This window comes from Iodobacter arcticus (assembly GCF_042664895.1).
Lineage (GTDB): Bacteria > Pseudomonadota > Gammaproteobacteria > Burkholderiales > Chitinibacteraceae > Iodobacter > Iodobacter arcticus.
Genome location: NZ_JBHTBQ010000039.1, coordinates 13,442 through 32,396, shown reverse-complemented (window position 1 = coordinate 32,396; position 18,955 = coordinate 13,442). Strand labels below are relative to the sequence as shown.

The 18,955-nt window shown below is 48.6% G+C and carries 13 protein-coding genes and 1 pseudogene; 4 read left to right on the top strand and 10 right to left on the bottom strand.

The window, feature by feature from the left end; genetic code table 11:
* Positions 1-374 precede the first annotated feature (374 nt).
* A complete protein-coding gene (locus ACFQNF_RS17300; RefSeq protein WP_380189165.1) occupies positions 375-2,924 on the top strand; it encodes a TonB-dependent receptor in 2,550 nt (849 codons plus the stop codon).
* Positions 2,925-2,994: 70 nt separating this feature from the next.
* On the opposite strand, the gene ACFQNF_RS17295 is transcribed toward ACFQNF_RS17300, so the two are convergent.
* The 3 genes from ACFQNF_RS17295 to ACFQNF_RS17285 form a co-directional block, all read right to left on the bottom strand.
* Positions 2,995-3,849, bottom strand: a complete 855-nt coding sequence (locus ACFQNF_RS17295) for an AraC family transcriptional regulator (RefSeq protein ID WP_380189164.1) — start codon at positions 3,847-3,849, stop codon at positions 2,995-2,997.
* Between the two features lie 101 nt (positions 3,850-3,950).
* Positions 3,951-5,465, bottom strand: a complete 1,515-nt coding sequence (locus ACFQNF_RS17290) for a thioredoxin family protein (RefSeq protein WP_380189163.1) — start codon at positions 5,463-5,465, stop codon at positions 3,951-3,953.
* 240 nt (positions 5,466-5,705) lie between these two features.
* On the bottom strand, positions 5,706-6,641 hold the full coding sequence (locus ACFQNF_RS17285; RefSeq protein WP_380189162.1) for a LysR family transcriptional regulator: 936 nt from the start codon (positions 6,639-6,641) through the stop codon (positions 5,706-5,708).
* A gap of 426 nt (positions 6,642-7,067) precedes the next feature.
* Here ACFQNF_RS17285 and metE point away from each other — a divergent pair, with 426 nt between their 5' ends.
* Together metE and ACFQNF_RS17275 are read left to right on the top strand one after the other, a co-directional pair.
* The gene (metE, locus tag ACFQNF_RS17280; RefSeq protein ID WP_380189161.1) at positions 7,068-9,428 is read left to right on the top strand and encodes a 5-methyltetrahydropteroyltriglutamate--homocysteine S-methyltransferase; all 2,361 of its coding nucleotides are present in this window, start codon (positions 7,068-7,070) and stop codon (positions 9,426-9,428) included.
* Positions 9,429-9,718: 290 nt separating this feature from the next.
* Positions 9,719-10,231, top strand: coding sequence for a GAF domain-containing protein (locus ACFQNF_RS17275; RefSeq protein WP_380189160.1), 513 nt, complete (start codon positions 9,719-9,721; stop codon positions 10,229-10,231).
* Between the two features lie 142 nt (positions 10,232-10,373).
* On the opposite strand, the gene ACFQNF_RS17270 is transcribed toward ACFQNF_RS17275, so the two are convergent.
* A complete protein-coding gene (locus ACFQNF_RS17270) occupies positions 10,374-11,144 on the bottom strand; it encodes a reverse transcriptase domain-containing protein (protein WP_380189159.1) in 771 nt (256 codons plus the stop codon).
* Between the two features lie 568 nt (positions 11,145-11,712).
* Here ACFQNF_RS17270 and ACFQNF_RS17265 point away from each other — a divergent pair.
* Positions 11,713-12,183, top strand: a pseudogene (locus ACFQNF_RS17265) (MAPEG family protein).
* Between the two features lie 129 nt (positions 12,184-12,312).
* Here ACFQNF_RS17265 and ACFQNF_RS17260 read toward each other — a convergent pair.
* The 6 genes from ACFQNF_RS17260 to astE all read right to left on the bottom strand — a co-directional run bounded on the left by ACFQNF_RS17260 (position 12,313) and on the right by astE (position 18,902).
* The gene (locus ACFQNF_RS17260; RefSeq protein ID WP_380189158.1) at positions 12,313-12,741 is read right to left on the bottom strand and encodes a hypothetical protein; all 429 of its coding nucleotides are present in this window, start codon (positions 12,739-12,741) and stop codon (positions 12,313-12,315) included.
* Positions 12,742-13,023: 282 nt separating this feature from the next.
* Positions 13,024-13,794, bottom strand: a complete 771-nt coding sequence (locus ACFQNF_RS17255) for a substrate-binding periplasmic protein (protein ID WP_380189157.1) — start codon at positions 13,792-13,794, stop codon at positions 13,024-13,026.
* 87 nt (positions 13,795-13,881) lie between these two features.
* Positions 13,882-15,651, bottom strand: coding sequence for an ABC transporter ATP-binding protein (locus ACFQNF_RS17250; RefSeq protein ID WP_380189156.1), 1,770 nt, complete (start codon positions 15,649-15,651; stop codon positions 13,882-13,884).
* Positions 15,652-15,851: 200 nt separating this feature from the next.
* A complete protein-coding gene (locus tag ACFQNF_RS17245; RefSeq protein WP_380189155.1) occupies positions 15,852-17,021 on the bottom strand; it encodes an FAD-dependent monooxygenase in 1,170 nt (389 codons plus the stop codon).
* Between the two features lie 60 nt (positions 17,022-17,081).
* Positions 17,082-17,552 (bottom strand): hypothetical protein, encoded by a 471-nt coding sequence (locus ACFQNF_RS17240; RefSeq protein ID WP_380189154.1) that lies wholly within the window; start codon positions 17,550-17,552, stop codon positions 17,082-17,084.
* Positions 17,553-17,906: 354 nt separating this feature from the next.
* Positions 17,907-18,902, bottom strand: a complete 996-nt coding sequence (gene astE / locus ACFQNF_RS17235; protein WP_380189153.1) for a succinylglutamate desuccinylase — start codon at positions 18,900-18,902, stop codon at positions 17,907-17,909.
* Positions 18,903-18,955 lie beyond the last annotated feature (53 nt).

Below are 18,955 nucleotides of genomic sequence, written 5' to 3'. Positions count from 1 at the left end.
CGAGTGATGCTGAATAAATATACGGGTTTCACCCGCCCTACCATATTTATAATGAGATTGAGCAATAGGCATAATCAGCTTGTTTTAAGTAATAAGTATATATAAAGCTCTCGCTTTATTAAGATGAAGCTAGGGTTTTTATTATTTAATGGTCTGTTTATATGCAATAAATGGTTGTTGTAGCGCTGCAAATGTTTTTTATTATTTATTTTTTATATAAATCATAGGCTTATATTTGTTGCTGGGTGTTTTTATTATTCCTTTGTCATTGCCGTTACTTCCTGTGCTAAATTAGTTATTGGGTATATAAAAATACTTTTAATAACTTTAAAGAATAAAAAGGTATCCGCTTTTTATTTGCTCAGGGGGATGTAATGCGCTTTAGACCAAAATTACTGGCGATTGTGATCGCTCAAATCACTGCTGCTGCCTATGCCGAAGATCTACCAACAAGTAAGGTGGAGCGGGTTGAGGTGGTGGGCTCTAATATTAAGCGGATCAATAAAGAAGGCCCTTCTTTGGTGACGGTGATTAAGCGTGATGAAATCGAAAAGTCAGGAGCGACAACGGTGGTTGAAGCGCTTGATAACTTGCTTCCAAAGGCTTCGCTAGAGTTTGCAACGGATGGTGGCCGGTTTGCACCGGGTTCTAGCAACGTGGGCCTGCGCAATATGGGGGCTAAAAATACGCTGATTTTACTCAATGGTCGCCGCTTAGCACCGAATGGTTTTGCCGATGTTGATACCAGCCCGGTTAGCCTGAACAATATTCCGCTCTCTGCAATTGAGCAAATTGAAGTGCTTTACGATGGTGCAGCGGCTATTTATGGTTCTGATGCGGTAGCTGGGGTGATTAATTTTAAAACCAAACGCAATTTTCAAGGCGTTTCGGTAACGGGTAAATATGGGCAAAACTTTGCGGGTGATGGGCAGGATTTAGTGCTGGGCATTGCTGCTGGCTTTGGTAATATAAATGAAGATAATCAAAATTTATTAATCACACTGGATGTGACGGATAAAAAACCTACTTTTGATAATCAGCATGATGCAACTAAAAGCCTAGATAAACGTGGTTTAGGTGGGGCAGATAATCGCTTTACGGGCTTGCATGGTGGTGCTTATAAAATCAAAGGGGGAACAACAACACTATTGCCCGGTTGCGAAGGCAATGGCGAAGTGGTGACTGATCAATTTGGCAACCAGAAATGCCTCTCTAGTGAAAATCTTTATCGTAGCGCACATATAAAACGCTTAAATGCCAATACACTTTATAACTACCAGCTGAGTGATAATGCTTTATTATTTGCCGAGCTGGGGATTGGCCAAGACAGACAATCTTTTGAAAGTTGGCCTCTTTCTATTCCCGCCGCGCAAGCGGTGATAAAAGTCGGTGATGCGGCCTATAAAGACGTGATTAACGGGGTAAAAACCAATGGTAAAGATATCACCGTTACCCGGCGTATTTATGAAGCAGGTTTAGCGCAAAACAATGTAGACAGCGATACGCTACGTGCAGTTATGGGGGCTAAGGGCACGCTGGCTGGCTGGGATGCTGAAACCGCTTTGACCTACAGCAGCAATAAAAGCAGCCAAGCGAGAGACCGCGCCGATCCAGCCAAAATTACGGCTGCATTTAAAAAGGGCGGATACGATCCATTTATTGCAAATAATTCAGAAGCCTTAGCCAAAGCTTTAATCAGTTCACGTTATCGTGAAGGCACGGCTTCTTTATTAATTGGCGATGCGCGGGTTTCTAATGCTTCGCTATTTCAATTAGCGGGTGGCGATGTTGGCTTTGCTGCCGGGGTGAATGTTTTAAAAGAAAAAGCGGAAGAAGACAGCATTGTGGCGAGTAGCCGCTGGGTTAAATCGATTTATGGTGAATTAAATATTCCGGTATTAAAAAATCTGGAGCTACAAGCTGCATTGCGTTATGACCATTATGATGATGTAGGAGGAGCCACATCACCTAAAGTGGCCGTTGCTTATCGCCCTGTTGAATCTTTGCTATTGCGCGGATCGGCTACCAGTACATTCAGAGCGCCAAGCCTACAGCAATTAAGCATGTCAGCTACCCCAAGTTATTACTTTTATAATGACTGGGCACGTTGCAAGCCAATGGGAGTTCCAAGCGGTGAATGCATAGGTAGAGTTGATTTAAATAGCCGTAGTAATCCGGAGTTAAAACCGGAAACATCCAATAACTTAACGCTGGGTTTTGTATTCCAGCCGCTAAAAGACTTATCGTTCAGTATTGATTGGTACAATATCAAGCAAAATGATGCGATTGCTCGTTTGAATCCGCAGTATGTGATTGATCACGAAGACAGCAATCCTGCTATGGCTAAATTGATTAAACGTTTGGCACTGGATCCGGATGAAGTAAAAAATTACCCGACTTTAGCAAAAGGAAAAATCGAAGTGGTCGATTTGCCTTTGGCCAATATTGGGCAGATTGATACCTCTGGCCTCGATATTGATTTCAATTACGCTTATAAAACTAATGGCTGGGGCAAGTTTATTTTTCGGGATCAGTTTAGCTATACGCTGAGCTATAAGAGCTCTGATCTGGAAGGTGAAGCGCCCATTGAGCGAACAGGCGGGTATGACACGCCAGATTGGTCTAACCGGATTTCATTAGGCTATCAATATGCAGAATACGATGCCACTTTAACCGCTAAAACCTTTGCCCGTGTGCATGATGCAGCTGATCTGCCAGAAAATAGCAGTAACCCAGATGGCTATTTGCCCTCATACACGGTATTTAATTTATCTGCGGGTTATCAGCTCAATAAAAACACATCTTTTGTATTGGGTGTGAATAATCTGTTTGATAAAGTTTCGCCATACTCTGTTGATGGTGGCGGGCATAGCGGTACCACCTCTGGCCGGTATGGATTTATTGGTTTTGATTACAAGCTTTAATTTGTAGTATAAATAAAAAAAGCAGGCCGTTTGGGCCTGCTTTTTTTATGTGGTCAATGATTGAATTTAATCAAGTAGCAAGCGCCACCCAAATTTCGGTGCGCAAATCTTTGGGCGGAGTATTGTGCGGCAGATTAAGATATTGCTCGATCACCGGAATATTGGCAGGCTGCTCGCCGCTTTGTGGCAGCCATACCCCAAACAGCCAGTGATAAGCCTGTTGCAGCTCGCTATAAGGGCCACGGTGCTCAATCACTCCATAGCGCCCCGCAGGGATTTGCGCCCGGGCAAGATCGCTTGGTAAATCACCATCGGCTTTGATTTCTACGCAGGCATCCGAGCGTAGATCGCTGACAGCCACGCTTTGCGGATCATCATGGTATTGGGCAAACCAGCGCACTTGCATTGGATCGACGGGCAGCGCTGTTTTAGATAATTGCAAACGGGCAAAGGCCTCGCCAATATTTAAATACGAGCCATGATGACGGCTGGCGGCTAAGTGAATCGGCGCATCGAGTTTACGAAATTCAACGTTATACATACCAAGCTCCTGATTAATTTGAGAATGGATGTGGCTGAGTCTTTGCCGACGGTAAGCGCCCGGTGGCATGCCGTGCGCGGCAGCAAAAGAGCGCACAAAGGCCGCACTACTTTGATATCCCGCACGCTGGGCAATACGGATTAAGGGAATTTCATTCGTTTGGGCTAATAGCCGCGACGCATGCAGTAAACGCATCCGCAGCTGGGTGGCATTGACCGTTTCACCCATCATTTCCCGATAAATACGATGAAAATGAAAAGGCGAAAAATGCGCAATGCCCGCTAGTTGCTCAATTGAATACGACACTGTGGGATCTTGCCAGATGGTATTCACCACCCGCATCAGCCGCCGCCCATAATCCTCTACCGTCCTACTTTTACTCATAACACCTCCATGCCTTGCAGATTAAGCCGGTGCGATTGATATAGGTTGCTAAGTTGGGGGAGGGAGGCGTGCATAGCGGGCACTCATCGTGCCCGCTTTTTTTATCCCTTAGGCTTAAGCAAGTCTTGGCAAGTGGCGCGTTGTGGATCGCTAGCGGGCAGCTTGCTGCAGATGCCATCAAGCTGAGTCAATACACGGCCAACTACCGCATCGTGTTGCTTGTCTTTATTCCACGTAGCAAGTTTGCTGATGATTTTTTCTAAGGAGCGGCGGCTGCGTTCGTAAAAGGCGTTAGGCGTTACCGCCACTTCTTTCAGAATACCTTGGGTGGTCTGCTCGATGCGCTCTTCATTTTGTGGAGCCAGATCAACCAGTGCGCTTACATAGCTGCTGCCCCATTGCACGCGGGTAGCCGGGCCTTCGGACTTTTTATACGCTTCTTCGTACCAGCCTAAGGCCGCGGTTTTATCGCCACGTTTTTTAGCGTTGGCCCCGAGGGAAAGCATAAAGTAGTAAGGCGCATGCGAGCGTTTTAGCTCGGCTTTGAGTAACACATCCGATTCATCCAGCAAGCCTGCTTCGCTGAGTGTGTAAGCGGCCGTGCTGATTACGGATTGCCGCTCGAAACCATTGGTGGTGGTTTTGTCCGCCTCTGCCACGCGTTCACGCACTTCTTTAATGATAGGCGCAGCCAGCTTGCTGTCTTTGGCCGCATCAAGCTTGGCTAGCGCTACCTGGCTGGTGAGCGCGCTTAAGCGATCATTAGCCGAAAGCGTTTTATCCCGCGCCAGCTGTTGCAAGGCTTTATTCCATGCATCACTTAACTGGCTGCGCTCACCGGTTTGCGCCTTACTTAAATAGCTGACTATATCGCTGGCGCTATTCACGATCACATCAAAGTTATCGCGTGTTTGCTGCTTATCGGCCAGCACTTTATGCACCAGTGCCAGCTCTTCTGCTGAGCCGCTTGCTTTATCATCCCCTGCTGCAATGGAAATGGCTTTAAGTTGCAAATGGGTAGACGCGTAGCTTTCAGAGGCGGGCACAAACTTGGCCAGGGTTTTAAGTGTGGCAGCAAGCTGATCTTCGGGAACGAGCTGGGCCTGATCAGAATCCCAAGAGTAATCGGCCAGTAAGCGCCAATCGTCACTGCTCAGCTTGCCACCGGCCAGCGCGCTGCTCAGCGTTTCTTTAACCGGGCGGGCATTAGACAAGCCCAATTCCAGTGTGCTTAGGTAGCGATCTGCATCCACTTCACCCGGCAGGCGAGTGATTTCTGAGCCGTCCGGTTTAAATAAAATCATGCTGGGATAGCCGCGCACTTTAAATTGGCTGGCCAGCTTTTGCGCACCTGCACTATCGCCATCGATATACACCGGAATAAATTGCTTGGTGCGATCAATAAAGCGCTGCTGATTAAACACCGTCGCTTTAATCTGATTGCAAGGCGGGCACCATGTGGCTCCCCAGTATAAAAACAGCGGTTTTTTTTCGGCTTTGGCTTTGGCAAAAGCCGCCGCCACATCACCTTGCTCCCAAGCAATACCGGGCGGCGTATTGGCTGCAAAAGCAGAGCTAGTGATCAGGATAAGGGCAAGGGCGTGGGCGAGTTTCACGATGACCTATCTTATATTTGTTTGGGTGGATCTATCTTAGCTTATATATTTATTGGGAATAAAAGATCGTGGTGATTGCTGGATATTTGTTGCGGTATGACGACAGCTTGGTGGAAGACGGATATCACCGATATGATTTGATGAAGTGAAAGTGGCGCACTGCGCTATCGCTGAACGATGCAGGCATCGCACGCAGAGCTTCGAGTGCGCCCTACGTGATCTCATCATCCCTGTCTCTGTCTACAACAACGTCACCCCCGGCAGGCTGATGCGGCTGACTTCGCGGGTGGTGGTGACGAAGTCTTTGACAAAGGCGGTGTCGATTTGGGCAAGGGGGACGGCGGCGTAGAGGTCGGATGTCAGGCCTTGTTCGGTGATGGGTTTGGCCACCACATAGCCGCGCTCCAGATAATGTTGCACGCTCCAGCTGGGTAGAGCGGCGATGCCCCGGCGGCTGGCGACCAGTTGCAAGATGGCGGCGGTGAGCTCGGTCGTGCGGCGCTTGGGATTGATGCCTGCGGGTTTTAATACTTTGCGGATTAAATCCAGCATGTCATCGGGCACGGGGTAGCTGATCAGCGTTTCATTGGCAAAATCTTCGGCGCTTAAAAAGGGCTTATTTGCCAGCGGGTGATCTTTGGCGATCAGGGCGATCATTTCGTAGCTAAAGAGCGGTTGATAGCTGATACCTGGCTCATCAGCGGCCTCGGACACAATAGCCAGATCGGCGCGGTCTTCAAATAAAAGTTGCACCGGGTCGGCATGAAAGCCGGACACGATATCCAGCTCGACTTCCGGCCAGTGGCCGCGAAAGTTATCCATGGCAGGCATTAGCCAGTCAAAACAGGTGTGGCACTCCACTGCAATGCGCAGCTGGCCCGCTTCGCCTTCTCTTAATTTAGCGATATCCCGCTCGGCCTGATCGATACGCGGCAAAAACTCGGCCGCAAGCTGGGCAAGTTTTTCCCCCGCTGAGGTTAATTTTAGCGGGCTGGATTTACCTAGGCTGGATTTACGCAGCAGTAGCGGCAGCGCGTAGTGATCTTCTAAAAGGCGAATTTGATGCGACAGCGCCGATTGCGTCAGGTGCAAACGCTCCGCCGCACGGGTCAGATTGCCCGATTCACGAATAGCGAGCAGAGTTTTGAGGTGACGAAGTTCGAGTAAGGATTGCATGGTGGCCTTTATATTTTTGCGGACTGAAAACCCATGTCTTGAACCACGGAGAACACAGAGAACACGGAGAAAGACAGAATCTTGTTTCCTTAAGGCATTCTTGATTTCTGTAATACAGAACGGTTTTACCCATCCTTGGAAACTGCGTTATGTCGTCATTCCCGAGGAACTCCAGTATCTTGGCTGGATTTCGGATAACGGCATTCAGGGATAACTACTTTGAAGTTTCCTTTACAAAACTCAGGTTTTCTCCGTGGCCCTCTGTGTTCTCCGTGTCCTCCGTGGTTCAAGATTTGGGTTTTACTCGTTGTAAACTACATCGTTGTTGTTGAGAGTAATTCATCGTTGTTATGAAAATAATGAATTTGAATCATATCAATTCCACAGGCATGATACAAATAATATTCATGACAAACAGAGATTGCGATGACTACTACTCATACTACAAAGGCCCATATTCTTGGTTTTCCGCGTATTGGTGCAGAGCGCGAGCTTAAATTTGCTGTTGAGCAATTCTGGAAGGGCGAGATTGATGAAAGCGCTTTGGCCCAAACGGGCAACGCTTTGCGCCGCCAGCATTGGCAATGGCAAAAAGACGCTGGCCTTGATTTTGTAGCGGTCGGCGATTTTGCTTGGTATGACCAGATGCTGAATGCTTCGGCGCTATTGGGCGCTTTGCCTGCGCGTTTTGGTTTTAATGAGGTCGGAGGTTTAAGCCCTAAGGATTTAAGCCTGAAACAATACTTTGAATTGGCGCGTGGCAATGCCGAGCAGCCAGCCTTAGAAATGACCAAGTGGTTTGATACCAATTACCACTATCTGGTGCCAGAGCTGGATGAAAACACTGCTTTTGCCGGTGGGGTAGATTGGTTCTTTTATGAGATCGAAGAAGCTAGGTCACTAGGGCACGCAGTGAAGGCGGTCTTGCCCGGCCCGATCACTTTCCTTTATTTGGCCAAAGCCAAAACAGCGGGCTTTGATAAGCTCAGCCTTTTGCCCAAAGTAGTGGCGGCCTATGCGCGCATTCTGGAGCGCTTGGCAAAATTAGGCGTGGAATGGTTGCAACTCGATGAGCCGATTTTGGGGCTGGATTTAGAGCCAGAATGGCTGGCCGCATTCGAGCCGGTGTATCGCAGCTTTGCCTATACCGGCCCTAAAGTATTAGTTGCTACCTACTTTGAATCAGTTGCAGCCCATGTGGCCCTGCTGCGTGATTTGCCGGTAGCCGGTGTGCATCTTGATTTGGTCCGTGCGCCGCAACAATTAGTTGCTTTTGCTAGCAACTGGCCAGCCAACAAGGTTTTATCCTTGGGCGTGGTGGATGGCCGCAATATCTGGGTGAGCGATTTATCTGCGATTCTGGCGCGGGTAGAAGCACTGCAAGGACGCAATATTTGGTTGAGCGCTTCATGCTCCTTGCTGCATGTGCCGGTTGATTTGGCGCAAGAAACTAAGCTAGATGAAGAATTAAAAGGCTGGTTAGCCTTTGCCAAGCAAAAATTGCAAGAAATCAGCGTGTTAAAACGTGCCTTGAGCGGAGCTGATGTGAGCGCCGAGCTAAGCGCTAATGCCGAAAAAGTAGCCTCACGCGGGGCATCGCCACGGATTCATAATCCAGCGGTGAGTGCACGTATTCAAGGCCTGAGCGAGGCTGATGCACGCCGCCATGCTGTGTTTGCTACCCGCCAAGCAGAGCAAAAACTGCGCTTTAACCTGCCGCCACTGCCCACCACTACCATCGGCTCTTTCCCGCAAACCAAAGAAATCCGTGCGGCGCGTGCGGCGTTCAAAAAGGGCACACTGGCACAAAACGATTATGTAGAGCAGATGCAAGCCGAGATTCGCCTTGCGGTGGAAAAGCAAGAAGCCTTGGGCATTGATGTGCTGGTACACGGCGAAGCCGAGCGCAATGATATGGTGGAATACTTTGGTGAGCAGCTATCTGGCTTTGCCTTTACCCAGTTTGGCTGGGTGCAAAGCTACGGCAGCCGCTGCGTAAAACCGCCGGTCTTATTTGGCGATGTAAGCCGCCCAACACCAATGACGGTGGAGTGGACCCAATACGCGCAAAGCCTGACGCAAAAGCCAATGAAAGGCATGCTGACTGGCCCGGTGACGATTTTACAATGGTCTTTTGTGCGCGACGATCAGCCGCGCTCGGTAACCACAAAGCAAATTGCGCTGGCGATTCGGGATGAAGTGGTCGATCTGGAAACCGCAGGCATTGGCATTATTCAGATTGATGAGCCGGCTTTTCGTGAAGGTTTGCCGCTTAAAAAGAGCGATTGGGCCGTTTACCTGCACTGGGCAGCCGAGGCGTTCCGTATCTCTGCATCTGGCGTGGCGAATCAAACGCAAATCCACACCCATATGTGCTATTCGGAATTCAACGATATTCTGCCCGCCATTGCTGCAATGGATGCAGACGTGATCACCATTGAAACCAGCCGCTCGGATATGGAATTGCTCACCGGCTTTGGCACCTTTAAGTATCCAAATGAAGTGGGCCCAGGTGTGTACGATATTCACAGCCCGCGTATTCCACCGGTGGAAGACATGCTGCGCCTGATCGCCAAAGCCGCCGAAGTGGTGCCGGTAGAGCTACTGTGGGTGAACCCGGATTGCGGCCTGAAAACCCGTAATTGGCCAGAAACCGAAGCAGCCTTGGCCAATATGCTAGAAGCCACCCGCCAAGCGCGTCAGCATTTAGCCGAACATGGCAAGCTGCCAAGCTTTGCAAGTATTCCAGCTAAGCCGCATGCGCATGGTGAGTGTGCTTGCCACTAGGTTTTTTTCCCGCTCCTCTCTCCCAAAAGGGCGAGGGGAGCGCATTCTTAAATGGCTCAAGATCGAATGATCGTAGGGCGGGTGCAACCCGCCGTTTTTCGTGTTTCAGCAAAGCGCGGCGGGTTGCACCCGCCCTACAAAAACGCATCATATTCACTTGCTGCGTCGAGGCATGGCCACTGGCCCTATGAAGAAATCCACTTTTCCCGACCTAGTGCACCCTTAAGCCTGATCATCAGCTAGCTTTCAAGAGTATAATGGTGCCTGTTATAAGCTAGACAGGATATGTTATGCAGGTGCCTGCATTCCCTCCCGATGAGGCCTTGCGTGTACAGACACTGCGCGAGTTGCTCATTCTGGATACGCCGCCTGAAGCGCGTTTTGATAACCTCACACGCGCCGCAGCGGCTTTTTTTCGTGTGCAAATTGCGGTAGTCAGCCTGATTGATGTAAACCGGCAATGGTTCAAATCGGCCTGTGGGCTGGACGCCAAAGAAACGCCCCGCGACATCTCATTTTGCGGCCACACTATTTTGCAAGACGACGTGTTTGTGATTGAAGACGCTCTATTAGATGAGCGCTTCTTTGATAACCCGCTCGTCATCGGCGAGCCACAAATCCGCTTCTATGCCGGAGCGCCCTTAAAAGCCAGCAATGGCATGAACCTCGGCACGCTCTGCCTGATCGACAAAAACCCCCGCGCCTTGCTCGATTTTGAAATAGAAATGCTGTCTGATATGGCAAAGCTGGTGGTGCTGGAGCTGGAGCGGCCGATGGCTAGGCCGGAGGCTGTGGTTTCTTAGGGGGGTAAAAAGAAGAACTTCAGACAGTTAGGTTTTGTTTTTAACGTTGATCTATCTTTTGTCTTCCTCAAAAAAGGTCAACAAAGACGTGCATAACTTTGTGCATGGCAATTTGGAGGAGTGATGAATACTACTCTTTTTTTTAAGTGCAGCTCAATTCCAGCACCTGCTCGGGATTAATAGAGTTTATGTACCCATAAATTCCATTCTTGACGTGCTCATTATCTGTTTTCGAATAATCATCAATGAGTATGGCAAGTCTTGATGGCTCAATGTGCATGGATTCGTGCGAAAGTTCAATATTGTATGCCGTAATTGTATGAGCAGGGCCGTGTTCTTTTTCTACATTCAATGGAAAACCTGACATTGCTGCTTGATTTTTTAACTCAGCTTTCACTTCGTCGAATGATAACTCATTAGCTAAGACATTTATCTTTTCTCTATTTGTAGAAAGAATGATGTCATCCATATATACGCTGATGGTTACTCCAGATTTTTGCAATTGAACTAAGTAAGAACCTAGGCGGCTTTTATAAAGGCACAGCGAAGCAATGATAGTGGACTGAACAAAGCCAAAGGGTAAGACGCAAGGTCTAAGAACGGTTGATGATTCAGCAATTTCTTTGGCTGCTTCATATCCAACGAGCCCTTTGAGATTGCGAGTAATTCTGTTCTTGCTGACACATCCAAAGAAATTTGTTATGTCGAGGTGAATAAATTGAGTGTTTCTTAGGTGTATTTTAATGGCTTCTACGTGTCCTCCATCTTTAAGGTGATAATAATTAGAGGGCGGGATCCAGCAAGCCTCAATGGTTTTTTTAATTTTATTGCCATTTTCGATCGCAGCTGGGGTAGGTACAAAAACCCAGCGGCCCGGCTTTATCTCAAATTTTGAAGACCACTTAGGACTCATATTGGGTAGGATAGTTAAAAGTCACGCTCAAGAAGTCAATCACTTTAGATGCGAATTCAAAGAATGAATTCGCACAAGTGAGTGCCGCAAGAGCTAGTAGTTGTTCACGCTTTTTCATAGTGAAACACTCCTCATCTCAAATCCTGGCTTATCTAGCGCGGATGCGCATGACTTCACAACTAACAATGGGATAACAATCATGAGTAATTACATGAGGGCCATCAAGCGTACATCACAGAGTGACTGGATGAGGGGCAGGTGCATTAAGCGCCTACCGCCAGGATAGCGAACTCTAACATATATCTTTAATTTGTTAGCTTGCGGTTGGTAAAATACTTTAAATGGTGAAGAGTAAGCTCATTAGCCTTGGTGATTTGAAATAGTCATGTAGGTCGGGATAGTCGCTGAGGGCTGCTTGGCTTTATCAAGCAGCGCTGATTACGTCATCGTGATGTCGGAGCCAGATTTGTAGCTTACGCCTTCGGCTAATCCACCCTACATCGCTAGATAAGTTGTCATTACGTGGCGAGCTATTTTATCCACCCCAACTAGCGTCAGACTAAATACTATGCCGATTTCCCTGCTCTATCCGATGGCAATGCACGTCGCATTAACCGCGCTACTCTATGTGTTGCTGACTGTTGTACGTGCCCCTTCGGTTTGGGGATTAGGCAGCCAAGCGGATGGCTCTAATCCTTGGGGACAGATTGAGCGCCGGGTGAGTGCCAATTTGTCCAATCAGTTCGAGTGGCCGCTCTTTTTTTATGCCGCGTGCCTGCTGCTTCTGTAGCTGCATGCTATCGACCAGATTCAAATCTGGCTGGCGTGGATCTTTATTGCAGGGCGCTTCTTGCATAGTTTTGTGCAGGTATTCACAGCAAACGTAAGATTGCGCGGTATTGTTTTCACGATCAACTTCGCTGCTGTGCTTGGGATGTGGTTTTGGCTGCTGCAGTCTGGTGTGGTGCAAAAGTGCAATGGGCGCAGTGAGCTTTGGAGGGAAACAGGGCACAGGCCACGGTTAATTGTTTGTTTTTAACGATGATCTGCCCCCAGTTTTTATCTATGGCCTTTAGGCTTTCTCTGTGTTCTGCTTTTAAACTCCCCGCCTTCTGTGTCTACAGATCTTAGGTTTTTTTATAGGCAACAGCCTTTGCTCAAAGGGCCCTTAGTCGATCAAGCTGATTTTGTACTCGTGGCACCATGCTTTGATTTCTTTTTCGCCACTTTCTTTTTCAAAGCGATACCATGCGGCGAGTAACTGATGCCGGTCTGCCCAATCTTTAAAGCGGCCAAAAGCGCCTTTATGCCTAAACATAGCTTGTACTTCATTATAAAAATCCGGCGCATATTCTTCGGCAAAACAAACTGGTAATTGGCTACCTAAGCCTAAATCGTTTTTTGTAGGTAAAGGTAGATAGAGCGCATCATTATCCAGATCATCGGGTAGGGCTTCTATATCGTCAATGGCATTTAAATATTTGGGTCGTAAATAAATGTTGCCGCTTTCAAGGTGAATAAATCCTTCGCAGCTTTGATTAGGATCACCACTCATAAAATCGATGGCATCAATGATATCGCTTAATTTTGCTTTCACAGCTATTGCCCCGCTATGTATATTTTATTTAAGAGATAGTTTATTGTTTTAGCAGTTTTTTTATATTTTTTAAACAATAATAAAACATGGAGTCCAATAATATACCTGCCATCTGCTTTGAATTGCAAATACTTTTTTATCGCGATTTTTGTTGCGCTGCAACAAGCTGGGCGCAGAGTAGTTTTCAAGCTGGGTATTAAGCTGTGGCTATAGAAGGTTTGATTGGCGGGTAGTTTGATGTGAACGTATTGAATGCTTTTGTTTAAAACAGGGTATGTACTTCTATTTAGGGGGGAGGTTGATCAGGCCATGTTTTACTTTGAAATCGTGCTCTATTTTTTTGTAAGTGCCATTTGATTTAATTTCCTGCATTCCTTTTTCAAAAATATCGGCCATGCGTTGGCCGTCTTTATGTGTTTTTGAGAAGTTCAAATAGAAAACGCTGGTTTCAATTAAACCCACTATTTTTATTTTTCCTTTGTAATTACGGTTGGTATTAATCATTAAAGTGCCGGGCGTGGTGTTGATTACGCCGTATTGCACTCTTTTTAGCAGAATTTTCTTGAGCTGGGTATCGTCAAACGGCGATTCATCTTTAATTATTTTCTTATTATCCATCAGGATATTAGGATAGGAGTAGCCGTGAGTCAGGCTGATCGTTTTGCCTTCTAAATCTTTAGCGGTTAGATTTTTATCGCTAGATTCGCTTAAGGCAAAAATAGACAGGCCTTCTTCAAACAGAGGGGTTTTGTGCCAGATAAATTTATTTTTATTATTTTCAGTCATGGATGTATCAAAGCAGCCAACCACTTTACCGCGTTCTACTTCATAAAGGCAGCGCGCAAAAGGCACTGCATTAAATTTTACATTGATGCCTTGGCTATTAAAGGCGGCGCTGACCAGAGAAGGGGAAAGGCCTTCTACGCCTTGCTTATCTGATCGCATAGACGAGAAGGGTGCCCAGTCGTCTTCTGCATTGATAACCACAGTTTCAGCATAAAGCGGGGTGGAAAATAAAATAGTCGTAAGCCAGAGCGGGCTAAGTACGCGCATATCTTCCCCCTTGTGCTTTTATCATTTGGCACTTTGGTTTATAGCATCCTTTATGTAGATGTTTTTCTGAAATGATGCAGGCAGAGATTATGTCAGCAGGGCTTCTGCCTCTCTGATGCCTGTTTGCAAGCGCCACAAGGCTGCGTAGCTGCCTTTTTCTGCTAGTAATACCTCATGTGTGCCCGCTTCGATTATCTCTCCGTGTTCCATCACATAAATGCAGTGAGCATTGCGCACGGTAGACAGGCGGTGGGCTACCACCAGAGTGGTGCGGCCCCTAGCTATTTTATCCAGCGATCTTTGAATGGCGGCTTCGGTTTCGTTATCCACCGCGCTGGTGGCTTCGTCCAATACCAAGATTTTTGGGTCTTTGAAGATCGCCCTTGCCAGCGCCAAGCGTTGACGTTGCCCACCGGATAATTTTTGCCCGCGCTCACCAATTTGGGTGTCGTAGCCTTGCGGCAGGCGCTCGATAAATCCATGCGCTTCGGCGGCGCGAGATGCGGCGATCACGGCTGTCATATCCACATCGCTTTGGCCGTAAGCAATATTTTGTGCAATGCTGGCATCGCTTAAAAACACATCCTGCCCCACATAGCCAATGGCGCGGCGCAGATCGGTGAGGGCAATGTCCGTGCTTTCCATACCGTCGATTTTAATGCTGCCGCTGCTGGCATCGTAAAAACGCAGCAGTAGTTTAAGCAGCGTGCTTTTACCAGAGCCGGTTGCGCCGACAAAAGCCACGGTTTGCCCTGCGGCAATATGCAGTGAAATATCTTTAAGCACCGCCTGCTCGCCATAGGCAAAGTGGATGTGCTCAAAGCTAAGCGCACCCTTGATCTGGCCGAGCGGCTTACCCTCGTAATGGATATGTACGGGGGTATCGAGCAGATTAAGTACCCTTTCGATTGCCGTCATCGAGCGCTGATAAAGATCGGCAATATCGGCCAGCCCAGTCAGTGGCCAAAGCAGGCGTTGGGTTAGAAACACCAGCACCGAATAACTGCCCACGCCAATCTGCCCATGCAGTGCCAAATAGCCACCGTAAACCAGCGTCACCACAAAGCCAGATAAAATCGCCATGCGGATGATGGGGATGATGGCCGACGAGAGTTGAATCGCTGCGGCATTGGTTTGGCGGTAATGATTGCTGGCGTCAAAAATATGCGCCGCTTCAAATTTTTCGGCGGTAAAAGCCTTGATAGTAGCAATGCCCAGCAGATTATTATTTAAGCGCCCGCTAATCACACCGGCCGCTTCACGCACGGCGGCATAGCGGGGAGCAATGCGGCGCTGAAACCAAAATGCGCCAAATAAAATCAGCGGTACAGGCGCGAGCGCAATCAGGGCCAGCTGCGGTGCAATATAGAAAAACACCGCGCTGCACATCAGCGTGGAGCAGAGCACCTGAATAATGCTATTGGCTCCGCCATTTAAAAAGCGCTCAAGCTGATTAATGTCGTCATTTAAGATCGACATTAACTTGCCTGTGCTCTTGTTTTCAAAGTAAGACAGTGGCAGTTTTTGTACATGGCGATAGGCGTCTAAACGCAGATCATGCTGCAAGTTTTGCGCAAGATTACGCCAGCGAATTTGGTATAAATATTGGAATAAAGACTCGCCTCCCCAAATAAAAACCGTGATTACGCCCAAGTAAAGCAGCTGGTGAAAGCTATCTGTGACCCCCAGCGTGGCGATAAAAGAAGTCTCACGATTCACCACCACATCGACCGCAATCCCAATCAATATCTCAGGCAGGATGTCGAAAAACACATTGATCACCGAGCACAAACTCGCCCAGAAAGCATCCCGACGATATTGCCCAGCGTATTGAAACAAACGGCGAAGTGAAGGCATGGCATCAGCTTGGAGAAATAAAAGGACAATGCTAAATGAATATTACAGAGAGGGGGAGAAAGTTTTTAGGTGGGGAGGATGAGTTTACGGGAATGCAGTCGGAAAACAGTTTGCACTTGTAGGGCGGGTGAAACCCGCCCTACAGTTTAAATCAGGGACGTGAATGCGAGCAAAGTCCTACATCATGCTCTACAAGAGCATTATCTCGCCCCAAACACCATCCGCTCTGCAAAGCCTTTTCTTAGCCAGCCCATTTGGTCCATGGCGATGAGGCCTAGGCTGCGGCCGTGTTTGAGTAAGGGGCCGGGGTGGTCGAAGTAGGTGATGAGGCCGTCGGTAAAGTGGGTAACAAGACCCGCGTCTTTTTTTCTGAGGCGAGCGTAGCGGGCGAGTTGTTCCGGCTCGCCGATTTCATCTTGGCGGCTTGCGATAATCAGCTCGGCGAGCGTGGTGGCATCGCGCAGGCCGAGATTCAGGCCTTGGCCTGCCACGGGGTGCAGTGTTTGTGCGGCATTGCCGATCAAGACCACGCGGCGGCCGACGACGGAATTGAGCGTTTTTAAAGCCAGCGGCCAGCTGGCGCGAGATGCCACGCTGCTAAAGCCTGCGATGCGGCCAGAAAAACGCTTACTGACTTCGCGAATAAAATCATCTTCGCTCATGGCTAAGCGCGCCTTGGCAAGCTCGGGAGATTGCGGCCAGACGAGGGTGAAATCTTTGCCATTGGGTAAGAGCGCCAAGGTGGCGTCGTCAGCAAAGCGCTCGTACGCCATACCGCCATGCGGCTCGGTGGGCGTGAGTTTGGCGAGAATGGCGTGCTGCTGGTAAGGCTTGATGGTCTGGATAATATCGTCCAGCTGGCTAATCAGCTGGCCACCATCGGCAAGCACCACAAGGCGGGCAGTGAGCTGCTCCTCTCCATTGGGGCCATCGATTTTAATCTGGGCAAAGCGGGCCAGTCGTGTGATTTGGCTGACGCGATAGCCCAGCGCTACTTTGGCTGGGCTTTCGCTGAGCGTGCTAAAAGCGCGGCGGGCCAGTTTGTCAAAATCCACCACAAAGCCCAAAGCAGGCAGGCTCAGCTCGCTGGCTAACAGCTCGGTGCGGCCTATTGTGCCTTGCTGCGAGATATGCACTTGGGTGATGGCCGTGGCCGTCAGTTCTTCTCCCCATAATCCCACTCTATCCAGTGCTTCAAAGCTTGCCCAGGATAAGGCCAGCGCACGTGGATCGGCTTCAATCTTTGGTTTTGCATCAACAAGCAGGGCATCAACGCCAGCCGCAGCCAGTCTTTGCACCACCAACGCGCCAATCGGGCCACCGCCAATAATCAGCACGTCTACATGGAAGGGGAGTTTTTTTAAGAGCATATCGACCTGAATAAAATGGGGGGATTGGATGACATGTTTAAGTTGCAGGATTGGATTTTATTAATCATCCCATCCCGCATAAGTGGGCAGCGTTTGCCAGCATTGCAACTGCCGCGCTTCAACTTGTAGCGTGGTCTGGTTGAGCAGCCAGCTCGCCAATCCGCCGCGCATATAGGCCAGCTCATCGCCACAGACACCCACTAAATCTCGCGCCAGCGCTGCAGCGGCTAGGTAAATCTCCCCTTCAATAATCGGTGCGGTGGCCAGATAGTATTGCTCTTCAATCAACGCCAGCCAGTAAGCGCGCTCTTCCTCCGCCAACACCGCCACCGTACCGCGCGGTTTTGCCGCCAGCTCGCTTGCTACCAAATGGCCAACGGCCTGAAACCACTGCCAGTTTTCAATCGTATGCGTATCAACGCCATAGTCCGGGATGTCGGTATTGATGGGAAACACAGGTAAACCTTTATTTAATACAGGGGAGCATTGTAAGCGAAAAGCGATGTTTTTAAAGCGAAGATCTGTAGACACAGAGAACACGGAGGGGAAAACAGCACACAGAGAAAAGCAAAGTTATTGCCCTATTTAGCAATGTTGTATGGGAAAAAATACTTGTTCTATTTGCATAAAGTTAAGATAAAAACATAGTAAAAAAGTTGATTTTCATAGGGTGTGCGAGTCGTTTTTCTTGTGCACCGTTTTTTGGTGCGCAACGACTACGTCGTTGTACACCCTATGAAAAGCCGATTTACTCCATGAGGAAAACTTAACTTAATGCCTATCCTAGGGAAAAAACGTATACACACTCTAGGTGTTTTTCTCAGTGTTCTGCTTTTAAACTCTGTGTCTACAGACCTTAGGTTTTTCCCCTGTTTCAAGGATGTTTCAAAAATCCTTCACTTCCACCACCATCAATCCCGCCCGCACGCCGGGTTTTACTTTGGGGTTGGGGAAGACGACTCGTTCTTCAAGGTGGCTTACTTTGTATTCGTAGCCGGTGTCAGATGCAATCAGTGTGCCTTGTGGGCAGGCGGTGAAGTTGGCGACATCATCCGGTAGGTGCAGCTTAAAGGCTTCGCTGTGTTTTTCTAGCTGGCCAACCACTTTAAATACTTGATAGGGCTGGGCGGGCCAGCTTGGCTCGGTGGCGGAGACCATGCTTTGCATCAGTGCATTGATGCCTGCAAAGTTATCAAGCTGGTTTTGCCCAAAGGGCTGCACTTTGCCCAGCTCTAGCGTCACTGATTGCGCGCCGTGGTGCTGGCTGGAGTGGTAAGCAAACGTGCCTGCCGGGGCATGGTTAATCAGCAGCGCACCTAAATCACAGCACTCAAGCCATTTAAGCAAATGCGCGTCATAAGGCCGGGTTTGGTAAGGCAGCAGGCCAAAGCGGGCAAAGCTGGAAGGGCGAATGGCGGTGTGTAGATCAAGGTGATAGCGCGCACCACTTGCTCCTGCAAAAAACTGCGCCATCGCGGCTTCAATTTGCGCTGCACGCTGCGCATCACGGCTTTCCGGCAGGCGGGTGTGGCGGTGATCAAATAAGCGGTTGAGATCGTCATCTAGATAGCGATCACTACCCCGCATCGCTGCGACATTACCCAGCAAAACCAACAGCCGCACGCCTAGCGCCAGTTGCCCACTTGCCAAATCTTTAACCAAGGCATTAAGCAGCTCAATCGGCGCAGTCTCATTGCCGTGTATTCCCGCCGACAAAACCAAGCTCTGATCACTGCCGTGATGCGGCACAAATTCCAGCAAGCCCTCGCCCAGATAATGCCAATGCACCCCACTTTCCAACGTGCCTTTGACGATATCGATGGGATGGTTTTGTAAGGTAAAACTCAGGAAATCAGCAAGAACAGGATGAGTGTGTGGCATAGCGGGGTCCTGGTAATGAGCAATAAAGGCAAGCTCTGTAGACACAGAGAACA